Here is a 17,254-nt window from a genome sequence, read left to right on the forward strand (position 1 = left end):
TTCGGTGGTGCACGCCAGCACCTGATTGAGGCAAAATCAGTCCTTCAGTTTGGAGTATTTAAACTTGTAGACCCCGCGCATGATGGTGCCATCTAGCCGGCTAATCGGCTTGGCGGAGGTAACCTGAGCCACTAACGCCGCCAAGGCGTTCTTGCGTGCCACCGTGGCGACTGCCTCGGCCTCATCAAGGTCCGCTCCCAGGAAATACGTCGCCTTGTGCCCGTAAATCATGTTCTTGCCAAAGGTTCTGCCGACTTTCAAGCCAACCAGCTGGCTGAAATCATCCAGGTACGCCTTTAAACCACTCTCCCGGAACTTTAGGAACAGCGGATCGTCCGTCGCGACCACTGCTCCGGCGTCCTCTCGGCGCATGAAAATGTGGATAATCTGGGGCAGCAGCCCAAAGCCGTCGCGTTCAAATCGACGCACCCGCACCGCGCCGTCCGGCGCCTTCCAGCCGGTCATCTGTTCAAACTGAGTGCGGCAAGCCGCTTCCACCGCCTTTGCCAAATCCACCAGTTCACTCGCGTCCTGGCCAAACAGCACCGCCCCATGACCCTGCATCAAGATAGCCCTGGCCCCGGTTTCACGCAGCGAAGCCAACACGGCCTTATGCAGTTTCCCGGTGGAGGGCAACCCGTAATCCGCAATCGGCAGTGTCGCCGACCCGATGCGTTCTGCCAGCTCAGCTGGGATTTCTACCGGGGTGCCGCCCACGCTGAGAGCCGAGGCATAAGGCTGGTGGGTGTGGATAATGAACTGCACCTGGGGCAGTTCCCGATAGATCTCCGTGTGCAGCCCGCGCTCCCCGCTCGGCTTCAAATCCCCGGACCACTTACCCTCAAAGTCGACCTCGACCAGGTCGTCCGGGGTCATCGTCTCGTAATCACGCCCCGAAGGCGTGATGAGATACCGATCATCACCGCTGCGTTGAGACAAGTTGCCCCAGGTACGAGCCACCAAGCCTTCTCGTAGCAAGACGCGCGCGGTATCGATAATCACATTTCCGGTTTTATTATCTTGCCCAGTATTCCCGGTCATTTTCTGGTCCTTCCCTCGACACTGCGGCTGTCCGCGTCCGCCTATTTCTTTGTTACCGGCTTCTTTTCAACCTGTTGGAACACTCGCTCGAAACGGTTTAGCGCCTCGTCGATTAGCTCCGGGGTGTAGGCCGCGGAAGTGTACAGGCGCGAACCGGCCAAAGTAATCAGCCCTTCAGCAGTATAAGCCGCTCCCATGTATTCCATTTCTTTCTTGCGTTTCGACGTTTCGCGCAGCACGTGCGGGATCGTCCACGGTTTGCTCCAGTTAATGGAGAAGTGCATAGTTCCGACCGTCTCTAGGTGGCATACGGATCCTTCGTTCCAAGCCACGAAAGGCAGGTTGTACTGTTTAATCAGGTCCCGCAGCCCATCGGTCAGGCGGTTGCCCATTTCTCCGGCGTATTCGCAAGCATTCGTCTCAATGATGCGCTGAATCGTGTGGTAGCCCGCCACACAGCTAATCGGGGTGGCCGCCATCGTGCCGCCAATCAACGCCTTGTGAACCTTGTCTCCCGACTGAATCCCCGCCGCGAGGTACTTCATGTATTCGCGTTTGCCGCCCAAGCCGCCCGCGCCGGGATACCCTCCGGCGATGACCTTGCCAAACACCGTCAAATCAGAGTCAATCCCGAACAGCCCCGAAGCGCCCCGGTCTGAAATCCGGAAAGCGGTAACGACCTCGTCAAAAATCAGCAGCGCCCCATAGCGGCGGCACAGCCGTTCCACTCCCTTGAGGAAAGCCTGGTCGATGGGCCATGTCCCGGACTCCGGCCCGATGGGTTCAATCATGACTGCGGCCGTCCCGCCGTGGAGTTTCTTCATGCGCAGCTTGCGCTCCAGGTCGCCCAAGTCCCCCGGCATGAACTCGTCGACGTAGCGGAACATGGTCCAAGGCACCCCGTGGGCTTGGGTGAACTTAGAACCCGGAATCCTGATGCCGTAACCGAGCTGGTCGGACCAGCCGTGATAGGCCCCGCCCATCTTCAGAATGTGCTTCTTTTTGGTGGCCAGACGGGCGACGCGGATTGCCGCCATGCACGCCTCCGTGCCCGAACCCAGCATACGGAACATATCTACGGTCGGCACGCGTGAGGCGATGAGGTCTGCCAGCTTGTATTCGTACTCGTGGAACAGGCCGGTAGACGGCCCCCCATCATTCAACAATTTGATGACTTCTTCGCGAACTTCCGGCGGGTTGGAGCCCAGCACGGTCGGGCCGCCGGCCTGCAGGAAATCAAAGTAGACGTTGCCGTCGATGTCAGTCAGTTCGTGTCCGCTGGCTTTGGTGATGACCAACGGAAAAGGATGGTTGAACGCCAGATTGTGCTGTACGCCGCCGGGAATGCGGTTCTTTGCGGTTTCAATCATGGATTTCGAACCTGAACACTTCGCTTCGAAGTAATCTTGTTCGTAATTGCGCAAGGCTCCGGCACTAATGGAGTAAATTGGTTTCTTGATAAGGTCATCCAGTTGCTTGTTAATGGCGCGAGTGCTGGGTTGGTTAATCCGCATTTGATTGTCTCCTCACTGAGCTGAAATCATTGCCTCAATTCTATAACTCTTGAACGAAAGAAAACAGTATGTTGATACTTGCTTACGACGTCGGAACGTCAGGAGTAAAGACTTGTCTGTATCGGGCAGGGGCGGAACTGACCCTGGTGAACTCCCGCTTGGGCACATATGGCCTGACAATCCTTCCCAACGGGGGCGCCGAACAAGATCCGAACGAATGGTGGGACGCCATCGTCAAGACCACTCGGGAACTCACGCGAGAAAACCCGCGGGAAATGGCGGCGGTGCAAGCCATCAGTTTTTGCTCCCAGATGCAGGCTCTGGTTCTGGTAGACGAAGCGGGACACCACCTGCGCCCCGCTATGAGCTACATGGACCAGCGCGCCGCGGAACAAAAACGCCGCGGGTTGGAAACCGGCGTGAAAATTGCGGGGATGAATGCCAAGAAACTGCTGACCAGCCTCTATCGGACCTCCGCGGTTTCCGCTTCCGTGAAGGACCCGATGTGGAAGTACCTGTGGGTGCGTGACAATGAACCGGAGGTCTATGCCAAAGTCCACAAGTGGCTTGACGTCAAAGAATACCTCATTGCCCGCCTGACCGGACGTTTCGTCATGTCCGTAGATTCGGCGTTCGCAACTTTGCTCCTGGATGTGCGCGCCAACCGGCCCGCGTGGGCATCGCAGTTAGCTCGCACTTTTGGGGTCAACCCGGATCATCTGGCTCCCATCGTCACGTCTGCATCCGCGGTTGGGACGTTGCTTCCGGAAGTTGCTCAAGAGATCGGGCTGCCGCAAACTGCCACCGTTTATGCTGGTGGTGGGGATGCGTCACTCATCGGGGTAGGTGCCGGGGCTTGCGCGGTCAGCGACACCCATGTCTACTGGGGAACGTCGGGATGGGTTTCTACCGTCACCGATCAGCGCGTGGTGGATGTCAACTCCATGATCGCTACCGTCGATGGTGCCGATCCGGGCAAGTTCAACTATTTCGCCGAACTGGAAACGGCCGGAAAATGCTTCGAATGGGTCCGCAAACATTTGGCCGAGGACGAGATAGACGTCTATCTATCTCATAAGGATCAAGCCGCGGACGTGGAAACGAAGTACACCTCCCTTTACGAATACCTCTCCGAAATCATTGCGAAAGCCCCCGCTGGTAGCGGCGGCGTGATTTTCACCCCTTGGCTGCACGGAAACCGCTGCCCGTTTGAGGACGCCAATGCCCGCGCCATGTTTTTCAACATCTCGCTGGAAACCGGCAAAACCGAAATGCTGCGCTCCGTTATCGAAGGCGTGTGTTTCCATCTGCGCTGGTTCCTGGAAACTGAAGGTAAGAAAATCCAGACTTCCGAGGCGGTACGTTTCGTCGGTGGCGGAGCCCTCTCGCCGGTCACTTCCCAGATTCTGGCTGATGTGCTAGGTCGAACGGTAGAGACGGTAAAGGACCCGCAGAACGTGGGGTCAGTCGGAGCCGCCCTTGTCGCCCTAGTGGGGGCACACGAAGCCGATAACCTAGTTCAGGCCGCCCAGAAACTCGTGAAGGTCCAGAAGCGTTACCTGCCTAACCCGGAACATCGCGCTGTCTATGACCGCCAATACGAAGTGTTCAAAGGCTTGTATCGCGCCAACCGCAAAGCTTTCAGTCTGCTCAACAGTAACAACCAACCGAAATAACAAAGGATTAGTACCATGACACAGATGGATTCTCCAACCCCACCCGAACAGCCAGGCGACTCCCCCGATATTCCCCTGGGGGCACCGCCGTCTAGCGCTGAACAGACAGCCCCGCCCGCTGCCCCGAGTGACCCCGACGCGATTGTGGTCGGCCAAGCTTCCAAGGGCAAGGCCGCGCTCATCCAAGCCATCAAATTTACTTTGCTGTCCATCACCGCCGCTGGTGTCGAGGTCGCCAGCTTCGCGCTGATGGTGTGGATAAACTCTCTGACGGGGTGGTTCCCGTTCTGGGTGTCTCAATCGGTTTCCATCGCCCTGTCGGTTATCTACAACTTCACGGTGAACCGCCATTTCACCTTCAAGTCGGCGAATAATGTTCCCATCGCGATGCTCAAGGTCGCCTTGTTCTATGTGTTCTTTATCCCCCTGACGTCCTGGGGCGGGCAAATCCTGTCCGATATGGGGTGGGCGGACTGGCTGTTGAAGGGCATCAGTTTGCTGCTGAACTTCGTCGGCGAGTTCACCTGGTGGAAGTTCGTGGTGTTCCGTGGCTCGGAAAACACGAACGCTCTGGCGGTGAAGCAGGCCGAAAAGAGTCAGCGAAATAGCACTTCAGCAACAGAATAAACAGCCCTTAATCGCTGTCTCACTACAAGACTCGAAAAATATTCAGCTGTCTTCCGGCTGGCAACCGCAGTCTCGCCGGGAACGCGTGGTTTGTTGGCGGGCCAGTAGTTCCGCCGCGGTTTGCGGGTAGTCGACCTGGGTTAGTGTCAGTCCCAAGGCCGGGGCGACCGGGATTTCCGGGACGCGCACTTTGGCGGCCAACGCGCCCGCCAGCCAGGCCGTGTCGCGCTTGGCGCGTCCGACTTCGGTCAGCGCACCCACCAGGGAGCGCACCATAGAGTGACAAAAGGCATCGGCCTGCACCCGAATTTCTATGGTTCCCGGCGCGCTCCGCCGGGTTTCTAACTGTTGCAAGGTTCGGATTGTGGTGGCGCCCTCACGCGGTTTGCAGAAAGCCGCGAAGTCGTGTTCCCCCAGCAGTTCTGTGGCGCCCGCGTTCATGGCATCCGGGTCCAGCGGGGTTGGATACCACCAGCACCAGTTGCGGGTCAACGGGTTGCGCGCCGCCACGTCATCGACTATACGGTACACGTAATGCCGCGCTAGAGCGGAAAACCTCGCATCGAAACTTTCTGGTACCGCTGTGGCGGCAGTAACTACCAGCGCATCCGCAGCACCGGGAGGATAGGCGAGTGGGGAATCCTCCAGCGGGCTGGTTAGGTTCCCGCTCAGCACCGCCCGCAATACCGCCCCCAGCCGTGGTACCAAAGATTCTGGGGGAACGACGCAGTCCGCCGACTCCGGTACGGTGAAATGAGCCACTTGGCCGGTGGCATGCACCCCGGCATCGGTGCGTCCCGCCACCGTGAGTTCTACCGGTTGGCGAAAAATCACCGCCAGAGCGGACTGGAGGGCGCCTTGTACCGTCGGCAGTCCGGGTTGGGCGGCCCACCCGTGAAACGGCATCCCGTCGTAGCGGATATCCAGGCGTATGCGCATTGCTTCCCTCCTCAACCCTCTCGACGATGACCGCGCGTCATGCGGACTAAAACCGCGTTCACTCTAGGGCTGCTGGACATACTATCCATCCTTGCCGTTTTGCGGCGAATTTGTGGCGCATCTGATAAAAATCCGGAGGGCCAGGTCCTTGCGAACCCAGCCCTCCGGGAAAGATGAATCAGCTTACTCAGCCTTCTCTTCCGGGGTTTCCTCGGTCTTAGCCTCGGCCTGGTCTTCAGCAGGAGCCGCGGGCTTTTCCTCAGCAGCGTCCTTCGCTTCGGGCTGAGTTTCTTCCGGCTTGGCTTCTTCGGGCTTAGCGGCGGCCTTCTTTGGTGTGGCCGGCTTGGCCTTCTTCTTCTTTTCGACGCCCTCAAGCACCAAAGAGATTTCCGCCAGCGGAGCGTTGTCGCCCTTGCGGTTTCCCACCTTTATGACGCGAGTGTAACCACCCTCACGGTCTTTATCGATGGCAGGAGCGATTTCCTCAAACAACTTGGCGACAGTAGCCTTGTTGTGCAACTTCGACAGCACCTGGCGGCGAGAGTGCAAGTCACCGCGGCGAGCCTTGGTGATGAGCTTCTCAGCCAACGGCTGGAGACGCTTGGCACGAGCTTCAGTGGTGGTCACGGTTTCGTTATCAAACAGGGAGCAGGCCAGGTTCGCGAGCATAATCCGCTCATGAGAGGGGCTACCACCCAAACGGGGGCCTTTCGTGGGCTTAGGCATGATTCTTAATTCTCCTTAATATTGTCTCAAAAGTTAGTTTTCGTCACTGAACTGGGGCATATCTGCGCCTTCAAGGGCAGGCATCGGGGTATCTTTCAAAGACATTCCCATCCCAGCCAGTTTTTCCTTGATTTCATCAATGGATTTCTGACCAAAGTTGCGAATATCCAGCAGGTCCGCCTGGGAGCGAGCCACCAGGTCGCCTACCGTGTTGATACCTTCACGGGTCAGGCAGTTCAACGCACGGGAGGTCAAATCCAAGTCCTCGACCGACATAGCCAAATCTTCAGCCAGAGCCGCATCGTTTCCGGACGGCCCCAATTCGATGCCTTCGGCGTCTTGGTTCAAGTCCCGAGCCAGCCCAAACAGCTCCACCAAGGTCTTGCCTGCGGAAGCCATCGCGTCACGCGGAAGGATGGCTTTCTTGGTTTCCACATCGACGACCAAACGATCGAAGTCGGTGCGCTGTTCCACACGAGTGGCCTCCACTCGGTAGGACACCTTGAGGACCGGGGAATAGATGGAATCGACCGGAATGCGCGAAATCTCGGCTTCCGGGTCCTTGTTCTGAGACGCGGAAACGTAGCCGCGGCCGCGTTCCACTGTCAGTTCGATTTCCAGCTTGCCGTCTTTGTTCAACGTGGCAATGTGCTGTTCCGGGTTGTGTATCACCACGCCGGCCGGAGGCATAATGTCACCCACGGTGACTTCGCCTTCCCCGGTCTTGCGCAGATACATCACCACGGGCTCATCATTGTCCGAGGACAGGACGATTTCCTTGATGTTCAAAACGATCTGAGTCACGTCCTCTTTCACACCCGGCAGGGTTGTGAATTCGTGCAGAGCCCCCTCAATTTTGATGGAGGTCACTGCCGAACCCGGAATCGAGGACAGCAGGGTGCGACGCAGGGAGTTTCCCAGAGTGTACCCGAAACCCGGTTCCAAAGGCTCAATCGTGAAACGAGAGCGCTGGTCATTAATAACTTCTTCAGTCAGCTTCGGTTGCGCTTGAATAAGCACTGTTGATTTCCTTTCCGGCATCCGCCACCACACCGGTTCAGGCTCCAAATCCTTGGCGAGGGGATTTGAGTATTGTTGTTTGAAAGTAAATTTTCCGAATCCGTTTGAGCCGCCGCTCGTCCCTGGTGAGGTACGCCAACGGCTCAGCCGGCCCGGACAAGCGCAATCAGACGCGGCGACGCTTCGGAGGGCGGCAGCCGTTGTGGGCCTGAGGAGTTACATCCTGGATGGAACCAACTTCCAGACCGGTAGCAGTCAGGGTACGAATCGCGGTTTCACGACCAGAACCCGGCCCCTTAACAAACACGTCAACCTTCTTCAGGCCGAATTCCTGCGCACGGCGAGCTGCGGCTTCCGCAGCCAGCTGTGCTGCGAAGGGCGTGGACTTACGCGAGCCCTTGAAACCGACCTGGCCGGAGGACGACCAAGCAATAACCGCACCAGAAGGATCCGTGATGGACACAATGGTGTTGTTAAAAGTGGATTTGATATAAGCATTGCCTTCGGTAACGTTCTTACGTTCCTTGCGGCGCGATTTAGTGGCTTGAGGCTTACCTGCCATGATTTATCCCCCTTACTTCGCTTTCTTCTTACCGGCAACAGTGCGCTTGGGTCCCTTGCGGGAACGCGCATTAGTCTTGGTGCGCTGGCCGTGCACCGGCAAGCCCGCACGGTGACGACGCCCCTGATAGCAATTGATTTCAATCTTGCGGCGAATATCCGCGGCAACTTCACGACGCAAATCACCCTCGACCTTGTAGTTGGCCTGAATGAAATCGCGCAAGGCAATCAATTCGTCTTCAGTAAGATCCTTGGCCCGCGTATCCGGGCTCACGCCGGTCGCTTCCAAGGTTTCCATCGCACGGGTACGTCCAATCCCGTAAATATATGTTAAAGCGATTTCCATGCGCTTTTCGCGCGGCAAATCCACACCTACAAGGCGTGCCATGTGTTTCTCCTGTTTTCTTATTCAGAGGCCGTCACCCTGCCTCCCGCACTTTCAACAGCGCGGCCTCGGCCCCTGATACCGAGGGTTACGGCTCTCGTGACACCTGAAACTTCAGGTGAGACGACCAGCCGCTGGCGGGTGCTTGACCCAAACCGGGTCATGCGCCGAGAGCGACGCGTCGGGACTTAGCCCTGACGCTGCTTGTGGCGCGGGTTTTCGCAAATCACCATCACGCGACCGTGCCGGCGAATCACCTTGCACTTATCGCAGATGGGTTTGACGCTGGGGTTAACCTTCATCATTTCCTCCGAGTTAGGCCAGTTTATTTGTAGCGATATACTATACGGCCTCGAGTGAGGTCGTAAGGACTCAACTCGACTACCACACGATCCTCCGGCAGGATACGGATGTAATGCTGGCGCATTTTACCTGAAATATGCGCCAAAACCACATGTTCATTGGCCAGTTGCACCCGGAACATCGCATTAGGCAAGGCCTCTACTACTGTACCTTCGACCTCGATGACTCCGTCTTTTTTCCCCATAGGGCTAACCAATCCTCCGCAAAATGTCTTTTGGATCATCAGAATCCGTCATTAAGCAGGCACTCCCGCCGTCAGACAGTCCAAAGGATAATCCTAAACCTTTTTTCCACCAAACGCCAAATTTACCGAACCCCGCCGCTGCACTTGCAAACCAGCCAACTCGAGCGGGCAAAATACGGAAACATCCTGCTGGGGCTACTTCAGACCCTGGCGGCGCAACCGCTGTCGCGTGGTTTCCAGGTTTCCGGCCAAGGCCGCGGTCCGCAACCGCGCCGCTCGTGCCTGGCGTTGGGGGTCGCGGGCATTAATCATGGAAGTGCCAATTTGCCATCCGGCATAAATCAGCAGCAGCTGAGCGACAAAAATCAATAGGAATGAGACTGCCGGAGGGGGAAGCAGCGGGAACAGGATTCCGCAAAACGGAATCTTGTAACGTAGCGTGCCACGAACCATATCCAACGTTACCGTTTCGTCACTAGCCTCCGCTTGGGGGTTGTCAAACTTTACGCTGAACTGCATTTCGTCGCCGGATCCCATGACTTCGCTGACTCGCGCAATCTTATATTTCACCGCTTCGGTCGGCTGATAAGCAATGATTTCATCAGGGTTGAGCTGTTGAGCTCCCTGCTGGCGAATCTTTTGGAACAGCAGCAAATCTGATTGGGATAAAGTTGGGCGCATCGAATCGTCGGGAATGGTTGTGGCGACGTAACCTTGGGTTCGAGGAATCACGGTGGTCATGATGAAAGATACGCCCACCAGGATAAGGATGACCCAGCCAATCATGAAAAAGATGGCATTACGCAAAGGGTGCTGAGACTGCTTGTTCAGCAGCGAAACAATGCGGTTAGTCTGCATGCTCATGTCTGAGCTCACCTCCCTGGGCGTACTGGTATTTTACCTGTTAATGGCTGGTGGGTGTGGTCCTTCAACGAGCCTTCTTTGACTTCTTGGAAAAAAGCTTGGAAAAGAATCCCTGTTTGGCCGGTTCGGCCTCGGCTGGGCCGTCTTGCCCACCAGCGGCGAACAGTTCCTCATCAGCTCCTGGCGCGGCCTCCGAGCTCATGGTCGGTTCCCATTCGGGGAATCCCTCTTGCATAGCTTCGGGAATGTCGCCTTGAACTTGGGGAATCTCGAAAGGCAGTTCCTCCTCGCTAGCGTCGTGCTCAGCCCCGTCGGCTTGGACCAGCATATCCTCAGCGTTTTCGCCCAGATATGGCAGGTCAGCTGCATTAGGTTCGCTCTCTTCGTTTTCCGCAACGGTATCATTCCCGGTCATTTCATCTGACGTGGTTGTGGGCGCTGCAAAGAAAACTTCGGACTCTGAATCCACAACTGAGTCGACTTCTTCGAGATTGACCGCATCGGAATCTTGTGGAGAATCCGGTTCGGGTTCCTCCATCCCAATGGCCTCGCTGCCAGGCAAAGCCGTTTCCTCTGCAGTTTGGAGGTCCTCGGGCAGTTCAACGGGGATTTCGTCCGCAGGTTCGACCTGATTTTCCGTGTCAGTACCGGCGGGTTCCTCTAGCGGCTCGTCAAGACCGGGTTCCTCGGTAGTCTCGAGCTCGGTCGTCTCAAGTTCGGTTAACTCAAGTTCGGTCGTCTCAAGTTCGGGTTCCAGATCCTCCAACTCACCCAAATCCAAATCCGCCAAGTCCACGTCAGTTTCGGTGAAATCCTCCCCTATGTGGGCTGCCGACAAATCTGGGACTTGCTCAGGCAGTTCTTCAGGGAGTTCCTCAGGCAGATCTTCGGGGAGTCCCTCAGGGAGTTCCGCGAGCAAATCAGTTTCCGGAATATCTGCCGCTTCCAGGTCCTCAACCGGGGTTTCCTCGGAAAGTTCAGGGGTGGCCTCATCCGCCGACTCCGCGGAGGCGGAGTCTTGCAGGGTTAGCTCGGTTTCCAGCTGCGGCTCGTTGATTTCCGTTTCCTCCAGCAGCGCAGCTGCCGGCAGTTCCTCGGCGACTTCCGCGCCTTCGGGCAGCTCGGTTTGCTCAAGATTGGCCTCAAGTTCAGTTTCGGAAGCTACCTCAGCCGGTGCCTCATCTGACGTGGCCGCGAGCTGGTCTGGCTCCAACGAGGGGACTTCCGGGGCTTCCTCGGGGTTGACCTCCCAATGCGCCACTTCACCTTCGACATCGCCGACAAACAGTTCGTCGTCATTGCCTTCAGACTCCAGCACGTCGTCGTCATAGACGCGCTGACTCACTAAGTCTTCCACGGCGGAAATTTCTGCGGCGAGAGTCTGTTCGGTCGATTCACCCTCCGCTGGCTCAACGGGAAGCTCCTCAGGCAACTGTTCGGGCAGCTCCTCGGAAATCTCTTCCGGCAACTGCTCAAGCAAGTCCTCCGGCAGTTCCTCAGCCAAGTCCTGAGGCAACTGTTCAGGCAGCTCCTCGGAAATCTCTATTTCCTCTGCGTCAATGGCGGCAAGCTCTTCGGGCTCAGACCAAAGCTCGGTAACTTCCTGTGCGGCTTCCGGCGCTTCGCTCTCAGGCAACTCCTGGTCAGGGACAGGCGCATCCGTGTCCGCAGCAGGTTCGGCAGGAGCCATAGGCTCTCCGAGCAGAGGTAAGACTTCCTCGGGTACCTCAGTTTCAGAAGTGGCCATATCAGGAGCGTGAGTCAGGGGTACACCAACTTCCGGAGCCAGGGGCTGGGCTGCGTCCGCTGGAGCTGGGGCAGTTTCTGTCCAGGTCGCCTCGCTGGACTCCCAGTCGGCGGGAGTGGCAGGGGCTGCTTCCGGCACAGTCTCCGGTTCGGATTCCTCCGGCATTTCAGGTGCCGCTTCCGGCTGCGGCTGCGTCGCCTGCTCAGCCGGGGGCGGGGGTGGTGTCGTCGTCGCACGCGAGGCCGCGATGATATCCAGACCGGGAATCTCGGCTGCCGCCGGGTCGTTAGCCAGCGGTAACGGACGGCGTGACCCTGTTTCGAGAGCCTCGATGGCGCAATCCGCGATGGCTTTCCAGTCAAAACCAGCCTTGGCAAGTTCGGAAGTTTCGACCTCAGGCAAGGGAGTATTGGGGATTGACTGGTCAGTGCGCGCGGAACGCACGTGGCTGGCCAGTTCATCTAACAGTTCGGGCACACTGGGCAGCTGAGACGGCAAGGAAACACCGTTCGTGTAGATGTAACCGGGATTATGCTTGCGCACTTTGGCCCGCAAGCGCTCCACATCCTCGCGGCCCTGAGCCGTCAGAGTCGGGGGACGATACCCATCGTCTTCGGGAACAAACCGGGAAAACCGTTGCCCTCCCATGTCGAAACGAGAGGGGGTTGCGGGGTTGCTGCTTTCAGCCACGTTCTATTCTCCTTGCCATTCACAGTGCCGGACGGCACAGCTCTAATTATTCTATATTAGGCTCCCTAGGCGAAACCGAAATCCAGCACTAAAACTTGCCACTTTAAAAGGTCATTAGCCCAAACTGACAGTAAACCGAAACTAAGGAAAAGTGAAACTACAGAAAAAGACTCAACCGCGGGGTGCGATTGCCCGCGGTGAAAGACCGAAGGGAGCCAACCCGGCTCGTCCCCCGTCCGGAGCCGTCAAAACCCACACTCCGCCGGGCAGAACCGCGACCGTGTGCTCAAAGTGGGCCGCTCTGGACCCGTCTACAGTCACTGCCGTCCAACCGTCGGACAGTTCCTTGGTGACGGAACCGCCACGGGTCAGCATGGGTTCTATGGCCAGCACCATGCCCGGTTTAATCTTTGGGCCATGAGAACGGGTGGAATAGTTCAACACATCCGGAGCCTGGTGCATGGCGGTACCGATGCCATGACCCACATACTCCTCTACGATGCCGGCCTCCCAGCCGTAACGAAGCGTGTCTTCCGCCACGACTTTCTCAACAGCGTCACCAATTTCACCCAGGTGCTTGGCGTTTGCCAGGGCGGCTATCGCAGACCACAGGGCACGTTCGGTCGTGGAAAGCAGCTGCAAATCTTCGGGACGAGCATGTGCTTCACCGCCGCAAATCATTGAAAATGCGGCGTCGCCGTGCCATTGGCGCGAAGCGTTGTCCACAATGTAGGCGCCGCAATCAAAGCTCACCAAGTCGCCAAACTGCAGCACCCGATTGCCCGGAATCCCGTGGACGACCTGTTCGTTAATCGAAATACAGACCGTAGCGGGAAAACCGTCGTAACCCAAGAAGTTGGACTTCGCGCCCATGCGTTTGATGACGGCAGCGCTGATTTGATCCAGTTCTCCGGTGGTGATGCCCGGCTCACAAGCCTCCCGCAGGGCCTGGTGAATCGCGACAACCACCATTCCAGCACGACGCATTTTCAGGATTTGATTGGTGGACTTAATCTCAATGCGCCGGTCTTGGACTGACACCGAGCTATTTCCCTTCGATTTCTTCCATCACCGTAAGCAAACGCTGAGCAATCTCAGAAATGGTGCCCTCCCCATCGACCTTGCGCAACACACCCTCCTGCTCATAATAGTCCAGCAAGGGCCGCGTGGCTGTGAAAAACACCTCGAGGCGGTGCTCGATGACTTCAGGAGTGTCGTCGGTACGGCCTTCGATTTCGGCGCGCTTCAACAGCCGCCGCTCAACTTCCGCGGCGCTGACATCTAGATAAATCGCCGCGTCCACCCGCTCGTTGGTCTCAGCCAATACCGCTTTGAGCACCTTAGCCTGGGGAATGGAGCGAGGATAGCCGTCAAGCAGAAAGCCCGCCGTGGCATCGGTCTGACTGATGCGCTCGCAGACAATCCGGTCCGTGACGGAATCAGGAACAAACTCGCCCTTGTCGATATAAGACTCGATGAGCTTGCCCAGTTCAGTTTTTTCCGCCTTGTGTTTACGGAAAATATCTCCGGTAGAAATCCAAGGGATATTGAAGTGTGCGGCGATTTCTTTGGCGTGGGTCCCTTTACCCGCGCCGGGAGGGCCCATAATCACCAAATTTTTCGTCATGCCATGAATCCTTCGTAGTGGTGCTGATGCAGTTGGGCGTTGATGTCCTTCACGGTTTGCAGGCCAACGCCAACAATAATCAGAATTGTAGTACCACCGAAAGGTAATTGGGGCACGTTCATAGCGACCATCGCAATCTGGGGAATCAGAGCCACGATGGTCAAGTAGACCGCACCGGCCGTAGTGATTCGGGTCATCACGTAGTGCAGGTAGTCAGCCGTGGGACGCCCCGCGCGCAAACCGGGGACGAAGCCGCCGTACTTCTTCATGTTGTCCGCGACTTCCTCGGGGTTGAAAGTAATCGAGGTATAGAAGAACGCGAAAGCGAAAGTCAGCAAGCCGTAAACCACCAGGTAGAACCAGGAGCTGGAACGGAAGTTCATGCTAATCCACTGAATCCACTTGGCATTTTGGTCACCGAACTGGGCCAGCATCATCGGCAGGGACAGAATCGAGGACGCAAAAATGACCGGGATAACGCCGGACATATTAATCTTTAGCGGAATGTAGGTGGTGGTTCCGCCGTACATCCGGCGTCCCACCATGCGCTTGGCGTACTGCACCGGGATACGACGCATGGACTGTTCTACATAGACCACAGCCAAGGTCACCAGCAGAATCAGGGCTATAATCGCCAAGAACTTTTGAATACCGCCGTTACCTCCGGCGATGGCGAACAGCTTTCGCGGCAAGTTAGCGATGATAGAGGTGAAAATCAGGATGGACATACCGTTGCCGACACCTTTTTCGGTAATCAGCTCGCCCATCCACATAATCAAGCCGGTAGCGGCCGTCATCACCAGAATCTGGAGAATAAAAATCCAGGCGGAATCCGAGGGGATAATCTTTGCATTCGAGGCGCGGCCGAACAGTGTGCCAGTGCGCGCCGCGGTGATGATGGAAGTTGATTGCAGCACGCCCAAGGCAATAGTCAGGTAACGCGTGTACTGGGTCAGCTTCGCTTGACCGGTCTGACCTTCCTTGTGCAGGTCCTCAAAACGAGGAATGACTACGCGCAGTAGCTGGATGATAATCGAGGCCGTGATGTAGGGCATGATGCCCAGGGCGAAAACAGAGAGCTGCAGCAAAGCGCCGCCGGAAAACATGTTCACCAAGTCGAGCAGCGACCCGTTGTTCTGAACATCAGCGATGACCGACTTTAGCGCGGCATAGTCAACACCCGGCAGGGGGATAAACGAACCCCAGCGGAACAGAGCCATGATAAAGAAGGTGAACAACAGCTTCTTACGAAGATCAGGCGTTTTGAAAGCCTGAATAAAAGCGGTAAACAAGTGTCCTCCAAAGTTTTTCGGCACGTCGGTGAGCGCAGCTCACTTCCTAGCTAAACATGATACCGGTTCAACAGAGTTTGGTGGAAACGGCGGGGTACCGTTGGTGTACCCCGCCGTAATCCTTAACGAACGCGTGCGGTCAAGGACCCGCCTTGCGCCTCAACTTTCGTCTTAGCTGAGCTGGACCAAGCGTCTACAGTCAAGTCAAACTTGGCTGTCGCCTCGCCGGTTCCCAGCACCTTGACCAGGCAATTCTTGCGGACCAGACCCTTGTCAACCAAGTCGTCAACCGTCAAAGTGCCGCCCTCGGGGAACACTTCGGACAGGCGATCCAGGTTCACTACCTGGTACTCGACATGAAATGGGTTCTTAAAGCCACGCAACTTGGGCAGACGCATATGCATGGGCATCTGGCCACCCTCAAAGCCCAGGGGCACCTGGTAACGCGCCTTGGTGCCCTTGGTGCCGCGGCCCGAAGTTTTACCCTTCGAACCTTCACCGCGGCCGACACGAGTCCTGGCTTTGTTAGAGCCCGGAGCCGGACGCAAATCGTGCAGGTACGTCACCTGTACGTTGTCGCTGGCTGCAGCCTTTGTAGCGGCGGCTGCCGGCTTCTTGGCAGCGGCCGGAGCTTTCTTTGCCGCGGGCTTTTCCGCAGCGGTCTTTTCCTCTTCGCTCTCGCTCATCAGTCGACCTCCTCCACGCTAACTAGGTGGCGCACCTTATGAACCTGGCCGCGCACGGCCGGGTTATCGGGGTGTACCACAGACTGACGAATTTTCTTTAATCCCAAGGAAGCCACAGTCGCCCGCTGATCTCGCGAGGAACCAATCGTGGACTTCACCTGAGTGATTTTCAGGTTCTTAGCCATTACGCACTCACTCCTTCGGCAGCCAATTCAGCTTCGGCTTTAACCGCTTCGGCGCGCACCTGAGCTTCGCCTTCGGCACGAGCCCGCAGCATCCCGGCAGGAGCCACGCGCTCCAGCGGCAGGCCGCGGCGAGCCGCAACGGCCTCCGGCTGCTCCAGTTGTTTCAAAGCAGCCACGGCGCCGCGCACAATGTTCAACGCATTGTCAGAGCCCAAAGACTTGGACAAAACGTCGCGAATTCCGGCGCATTCCATAACCGCACGCACCGGACCGCCGGCGATTACACCGGTACCGGGGGAAGCAGGCTTGAGCAGCACTACACCCGCGGCGTCCTCACCGAGAACCTCGTGGACGATGGTGTGGCGAATCATCGGGACATGGAACATGGACTTCTTAGCCTCTTCCACACCCTTAGCGATTGCTGCCGGAACTTCCTTAGCCTTGCCGTAACCAACACCGACGGTACCTTCCCCGTCGCCAACCACAACCAGAGCGCAGAAGGACATGTTACGACCGCCCTTCACCACCTTGGACACGCGGTTGATGGTCACCACACGTTCAATGTATTTGTCATCAGCGCTGCCGCCACGACGATTGTCACGGCGGTCATCGCGTTCACGGCGATTTCCGCGGCGCTCCCGGCGACCGCCACGATCCTGGGCATCATTCGCACCCAGATCCGTGGTCTGGTCCACAGAGTCTGCGGTCTCGCCTGTAATCTGCTGTTCTTGTTCAGCCATTTTCTCAACTTTCCTTACAGACTCAGTCCGCCCTCGCGGGCACCTTCAGCCACAGCCGCGACGCGACCGTGATACATATTTCCACCGCGATCAAACACACACTGGGTGATTCCAGCGGCTTTGGCACGCTGTGCAATGAGTTTGCCAACTTCAGTCGCCTTGGCCACCTTGTTGTCCTTAGCACCGCGCAAAGCGTCTTCCATGGTGGAAGCGCTCACAATAGTCTTGTGCTCGTAATCGTTGACGAGCTGGGCGACCATGTGCCGGTTAGAACGGGTCACTACCAAACGCGGCTTTTCCGCCGACCCGAACATGTTCTTACGAACCCGCTGGTGGCGACGCAGACGCGACAGACGCTTGCCTTTACCCTTTACAGAATAAGCCATG

The 17,254-nt window shown here is 57.2% G+C and carries 20 protein-coding genes; 2 read left to right on the forward strand and 18 right to left on the reverse strand.

The annotated features are described in order from the left end of the window. Positions 1-36 precede the first annotated feature (36 nt). Both RDL66_RS06385 and RDL66_RS06390 read right to left on the reverse strand, forming a co-directional pair. Positions 37-1,041 (reverse strand): class II aldolase/adducin family protein, encoded by a 1,005-nt coding sequence (locus tag RDL66_RS06385; RefSeq protein WP_308535974.1) that lies wholly within the window; start codon positions 1,039-1,041, stop codon positions 37-39. A 41-nt stretch (positions 1,042-1,082) separates the two neighbouring features. Next, positions 1,083-2,555, reverse strand: a complete 1,473-nt coding sequence (locus tag RDL66_RS06390; protein WP_308535976.1) for an aminotransferase class III-fold pyridoxal phosphate-dependent enzyme — start codon at positions 2,553-2,555, stop codon at positions 1,083-1,085. Positions 2,556-2,623: 68 nt separating this feature from the next. On the opposite strand from RDL66_RS06390, the gene RDL66_RS06395 reads away from it, so the two are divergent. Together RDL66_RS06395 and RDL66_RS06400 are read left to right on the forward strand one after the other, a co-directional pair. Next, entirely contained in the window at positions 2,624-4,231 is a 1,608-nt protein-coding gene (locus RDL66_RS06395; protein WP_308535978.1) for an FGGY-family carbohydrate kinase, read from the forward strand. A gap of 15 nt (positions 4,232-4,246) precedes the next feature. Continuing rightward, a complete protein-coding gene (locus RDL66_RS06400) occupies positions 4,247-4,858 on the forward strand; it encodes a GtrA family protein (RefSeq protein WP_308535979.1) in 612 nt (203 codons plus the stop codon). Positions 4,859-4,900: 42 nt separating this feature from the next. Here the strand turns inward: RDL66_RS06400 and truA are convergent, their stop codons facing one another. From truA to rplR, 16 genes are all read right to left on the reverse strand, one after another. Next, positions 4,901-5,797 (reverse strand): tRNA pseudouridine(38-40) synthase TruA, encoded by an 897-nt coding sequence (gene truA / locus RDL66_RS06405; protein WP_308535981.1) that lies wholly within the window; start codon positions 5,795-5,797, stop codon positions 4,901-4,903. A 183-nt stretch (positions 5,798-5,980) separates the two neighbouring features. Beyond that, positions 5,981-6,523 carry a 50S ribosomal protein L17 gene (rplQ, locus tag RDL66_RS06410; protein WP_308535983.1) on the reverse strand — a complete coding sequence of 181 codons (543 nt, stop codon included), beginning with the start codon at positions 6,521-6,523 and terminating at the stop codon, positions 5,981-5,983. A 33-nt stretch (positions 6,524-6,556) separates the two neighbouring features. Next, on the reverse strand, positions 6,557-7,543 hold the full coding sequence (locus tag RDL66_RS06415; protein ID WP_299293196.1) for a DNA-directed RNA polymerase subunit alpha: 987 nt from the start codon (positions 7,541-7,543) through the stop codon (positions 6,557-6,559). A gap of 166 nt (positions 7,544-7,709) precedes the next feature. Then, positions 7,710-8,105: a 30S ribosomal protein S11 gene (rpsK, locus tag RDL66_RS06420; protein WP_282922074.1), complete on the reverse strand. Its 396-nt coding sequence runs from the start codon at positions 8,103-8,105 to the stop codon at positions 7,710-7,712. A gap of 12 nt (positions 8,106-8,117) precedes the next feature. Beyond that, complete coding sequence (gene rpsM / locus RDL66_RS06425) at positions 8,118-8,492, reverse strand: 30S ribosomal protein S13 (RefSeq protein WP_308535987.1); 375 nt, start codon at positions 8,490-8,492, stop codon at positions 8,118-8,120. A 185-nt stretch (positions 8,493-8,677) separates the two neighbouring features. Further along, entirely contained in the window at positions 8,678-8,791 is a 114-nt protein-coding gene (gene rpmJ, locus RDL66_RS06430) for a 50S ribosomal protein L36 (RefSeq protein WP_004008316.1), read from the reverse strand. Positions 8,792-8,814: 23 nt separating this feature from the next. Then, positions 8,815-9,036: a translation initiation factor IF-1 gene (gene infA / locus RDL66_RS06435; protein WP_036324108.1), complete on the reverse strand. Its 222-nt coding sequence runs from the start codon at positions 9,034-9,036 to the stop codon at positions 8,815-8,817. 195 nt (positions 9,037-9,231) lie between these two features. Next, positions 9,232-9,900, reverse strand: coding sequence for a S26 family signal peptidase (locus tag RDL66_RS06440; protein ID WP_308535990.1), 669 nt, complete (start codon positions 9,898-9,900; stop codon positions 9,232-9,234). Positions 9,901-9,964: 64 nt separating this feature from the next. After that, positions 9,965-12,337, reverse strand: coding sequence for a hypothetical protein (locus RDL66_RS06445; RefSeq protein WP_308535992.1), 2,373 nt, complete (start codon positions 12,335-12,337; stop codon positions 9,965-9,967). 171 nt (positions 12,338-12,508) lie between these two features. Continuing rightward, the gene (gene map, locus RDL66_RS06450) at positions 12,509-13,378 is read right to left on the reverse strand and encodes a type I methionyl aminopeptidase (RefSeq protein ID WP_308535994.1); all 870 of its coding nucleotides are present in this window, start codon (positions 13,376-13,378) and stop codon (positions 12,509-12,511) included. Between the two features lie 4 nt (positions 13,379-13,382). Then, positions 13,383-13,964 (reverse strand): adenylate kinase, encoded by a 582-nt coding sequence (locus tag RDL66_RS06455; protein WP_308535996.1) that lies wholly within the window; start codon positions 13,962-13,964, stop codon positions 13,383-13,385. Then, positions 13,961-15,256, reverse strand: coding sequence for a preprotein translocase subunit SecY (secY, locus tag RDL66_RS06460; RefSeq protein WP_299293478.1), 1,296 nt, complete (start codon positions 15,254-15,256; stop codon positions 13,961-13,963). The genes RDL66_RS06455 and secY overlap by 4 nt, the downstream gene beginning before the upstream one ends. Positions 15,257-15,378: 122 nt before the next feature. Further along, complete coding sequence (gene rplO, locus RDL66_RS06465; protein ID WP_308535999.1) at positions 15,379-15,942, reverse strand: 50S ribosomal protein L15; 564 nt, start codon at positions 15,940-15,942, stop codon at positions 15,379-15,381. After that, entirely contained in the window at positions 15,942-16,127 is a 186-nt protein-coding gene (gene rpmD, locus RDL66_RS06470) for a 50S ribosomal protein L30 (RefSeq protein WP_299293216.1), read from the reverse strand. Before rpmD ends, rplO begins: the two co-directional genes overlap by 1 nt. Continuing rightward, complete coding sequence (rpsE, locus tag RDL66_RS06475) at positions 16,127-16,867, reverse strand: 30S ribosomal protein S5 (protein ID WP_297587286.1); 741 nt, start codon at positions 16,865-16,867, stop codon at positions 16,127-16,129. Before rpsE ends, rpmD begins: the two co-directional genes overlap by 1 nt. Before the next feature lie 14 nt (positions 16,868-16,881). Beyond that, on the reverse strand, positions 16,882-17,253 hold the full coding sequence (gene rplR, locus RDL66_RS06480; RefSeq protein ID WP_297722227.1) for a 50S ribosomal protein L18: 372 nt from the start codon (positions 17,251-17,253) through the stop codon (positions 16,882-16,884). Position 17,254: the final 1 nt, after the last annotated feature.

This window comes from uncultured Mobiluncus sp. (genome assembly GCF_902488535.1).
GTDB lineage: Bacteria > Actinomycetota > Actinomycetes > Actinomycetales > Actinomycetaceae > Mobiluncus.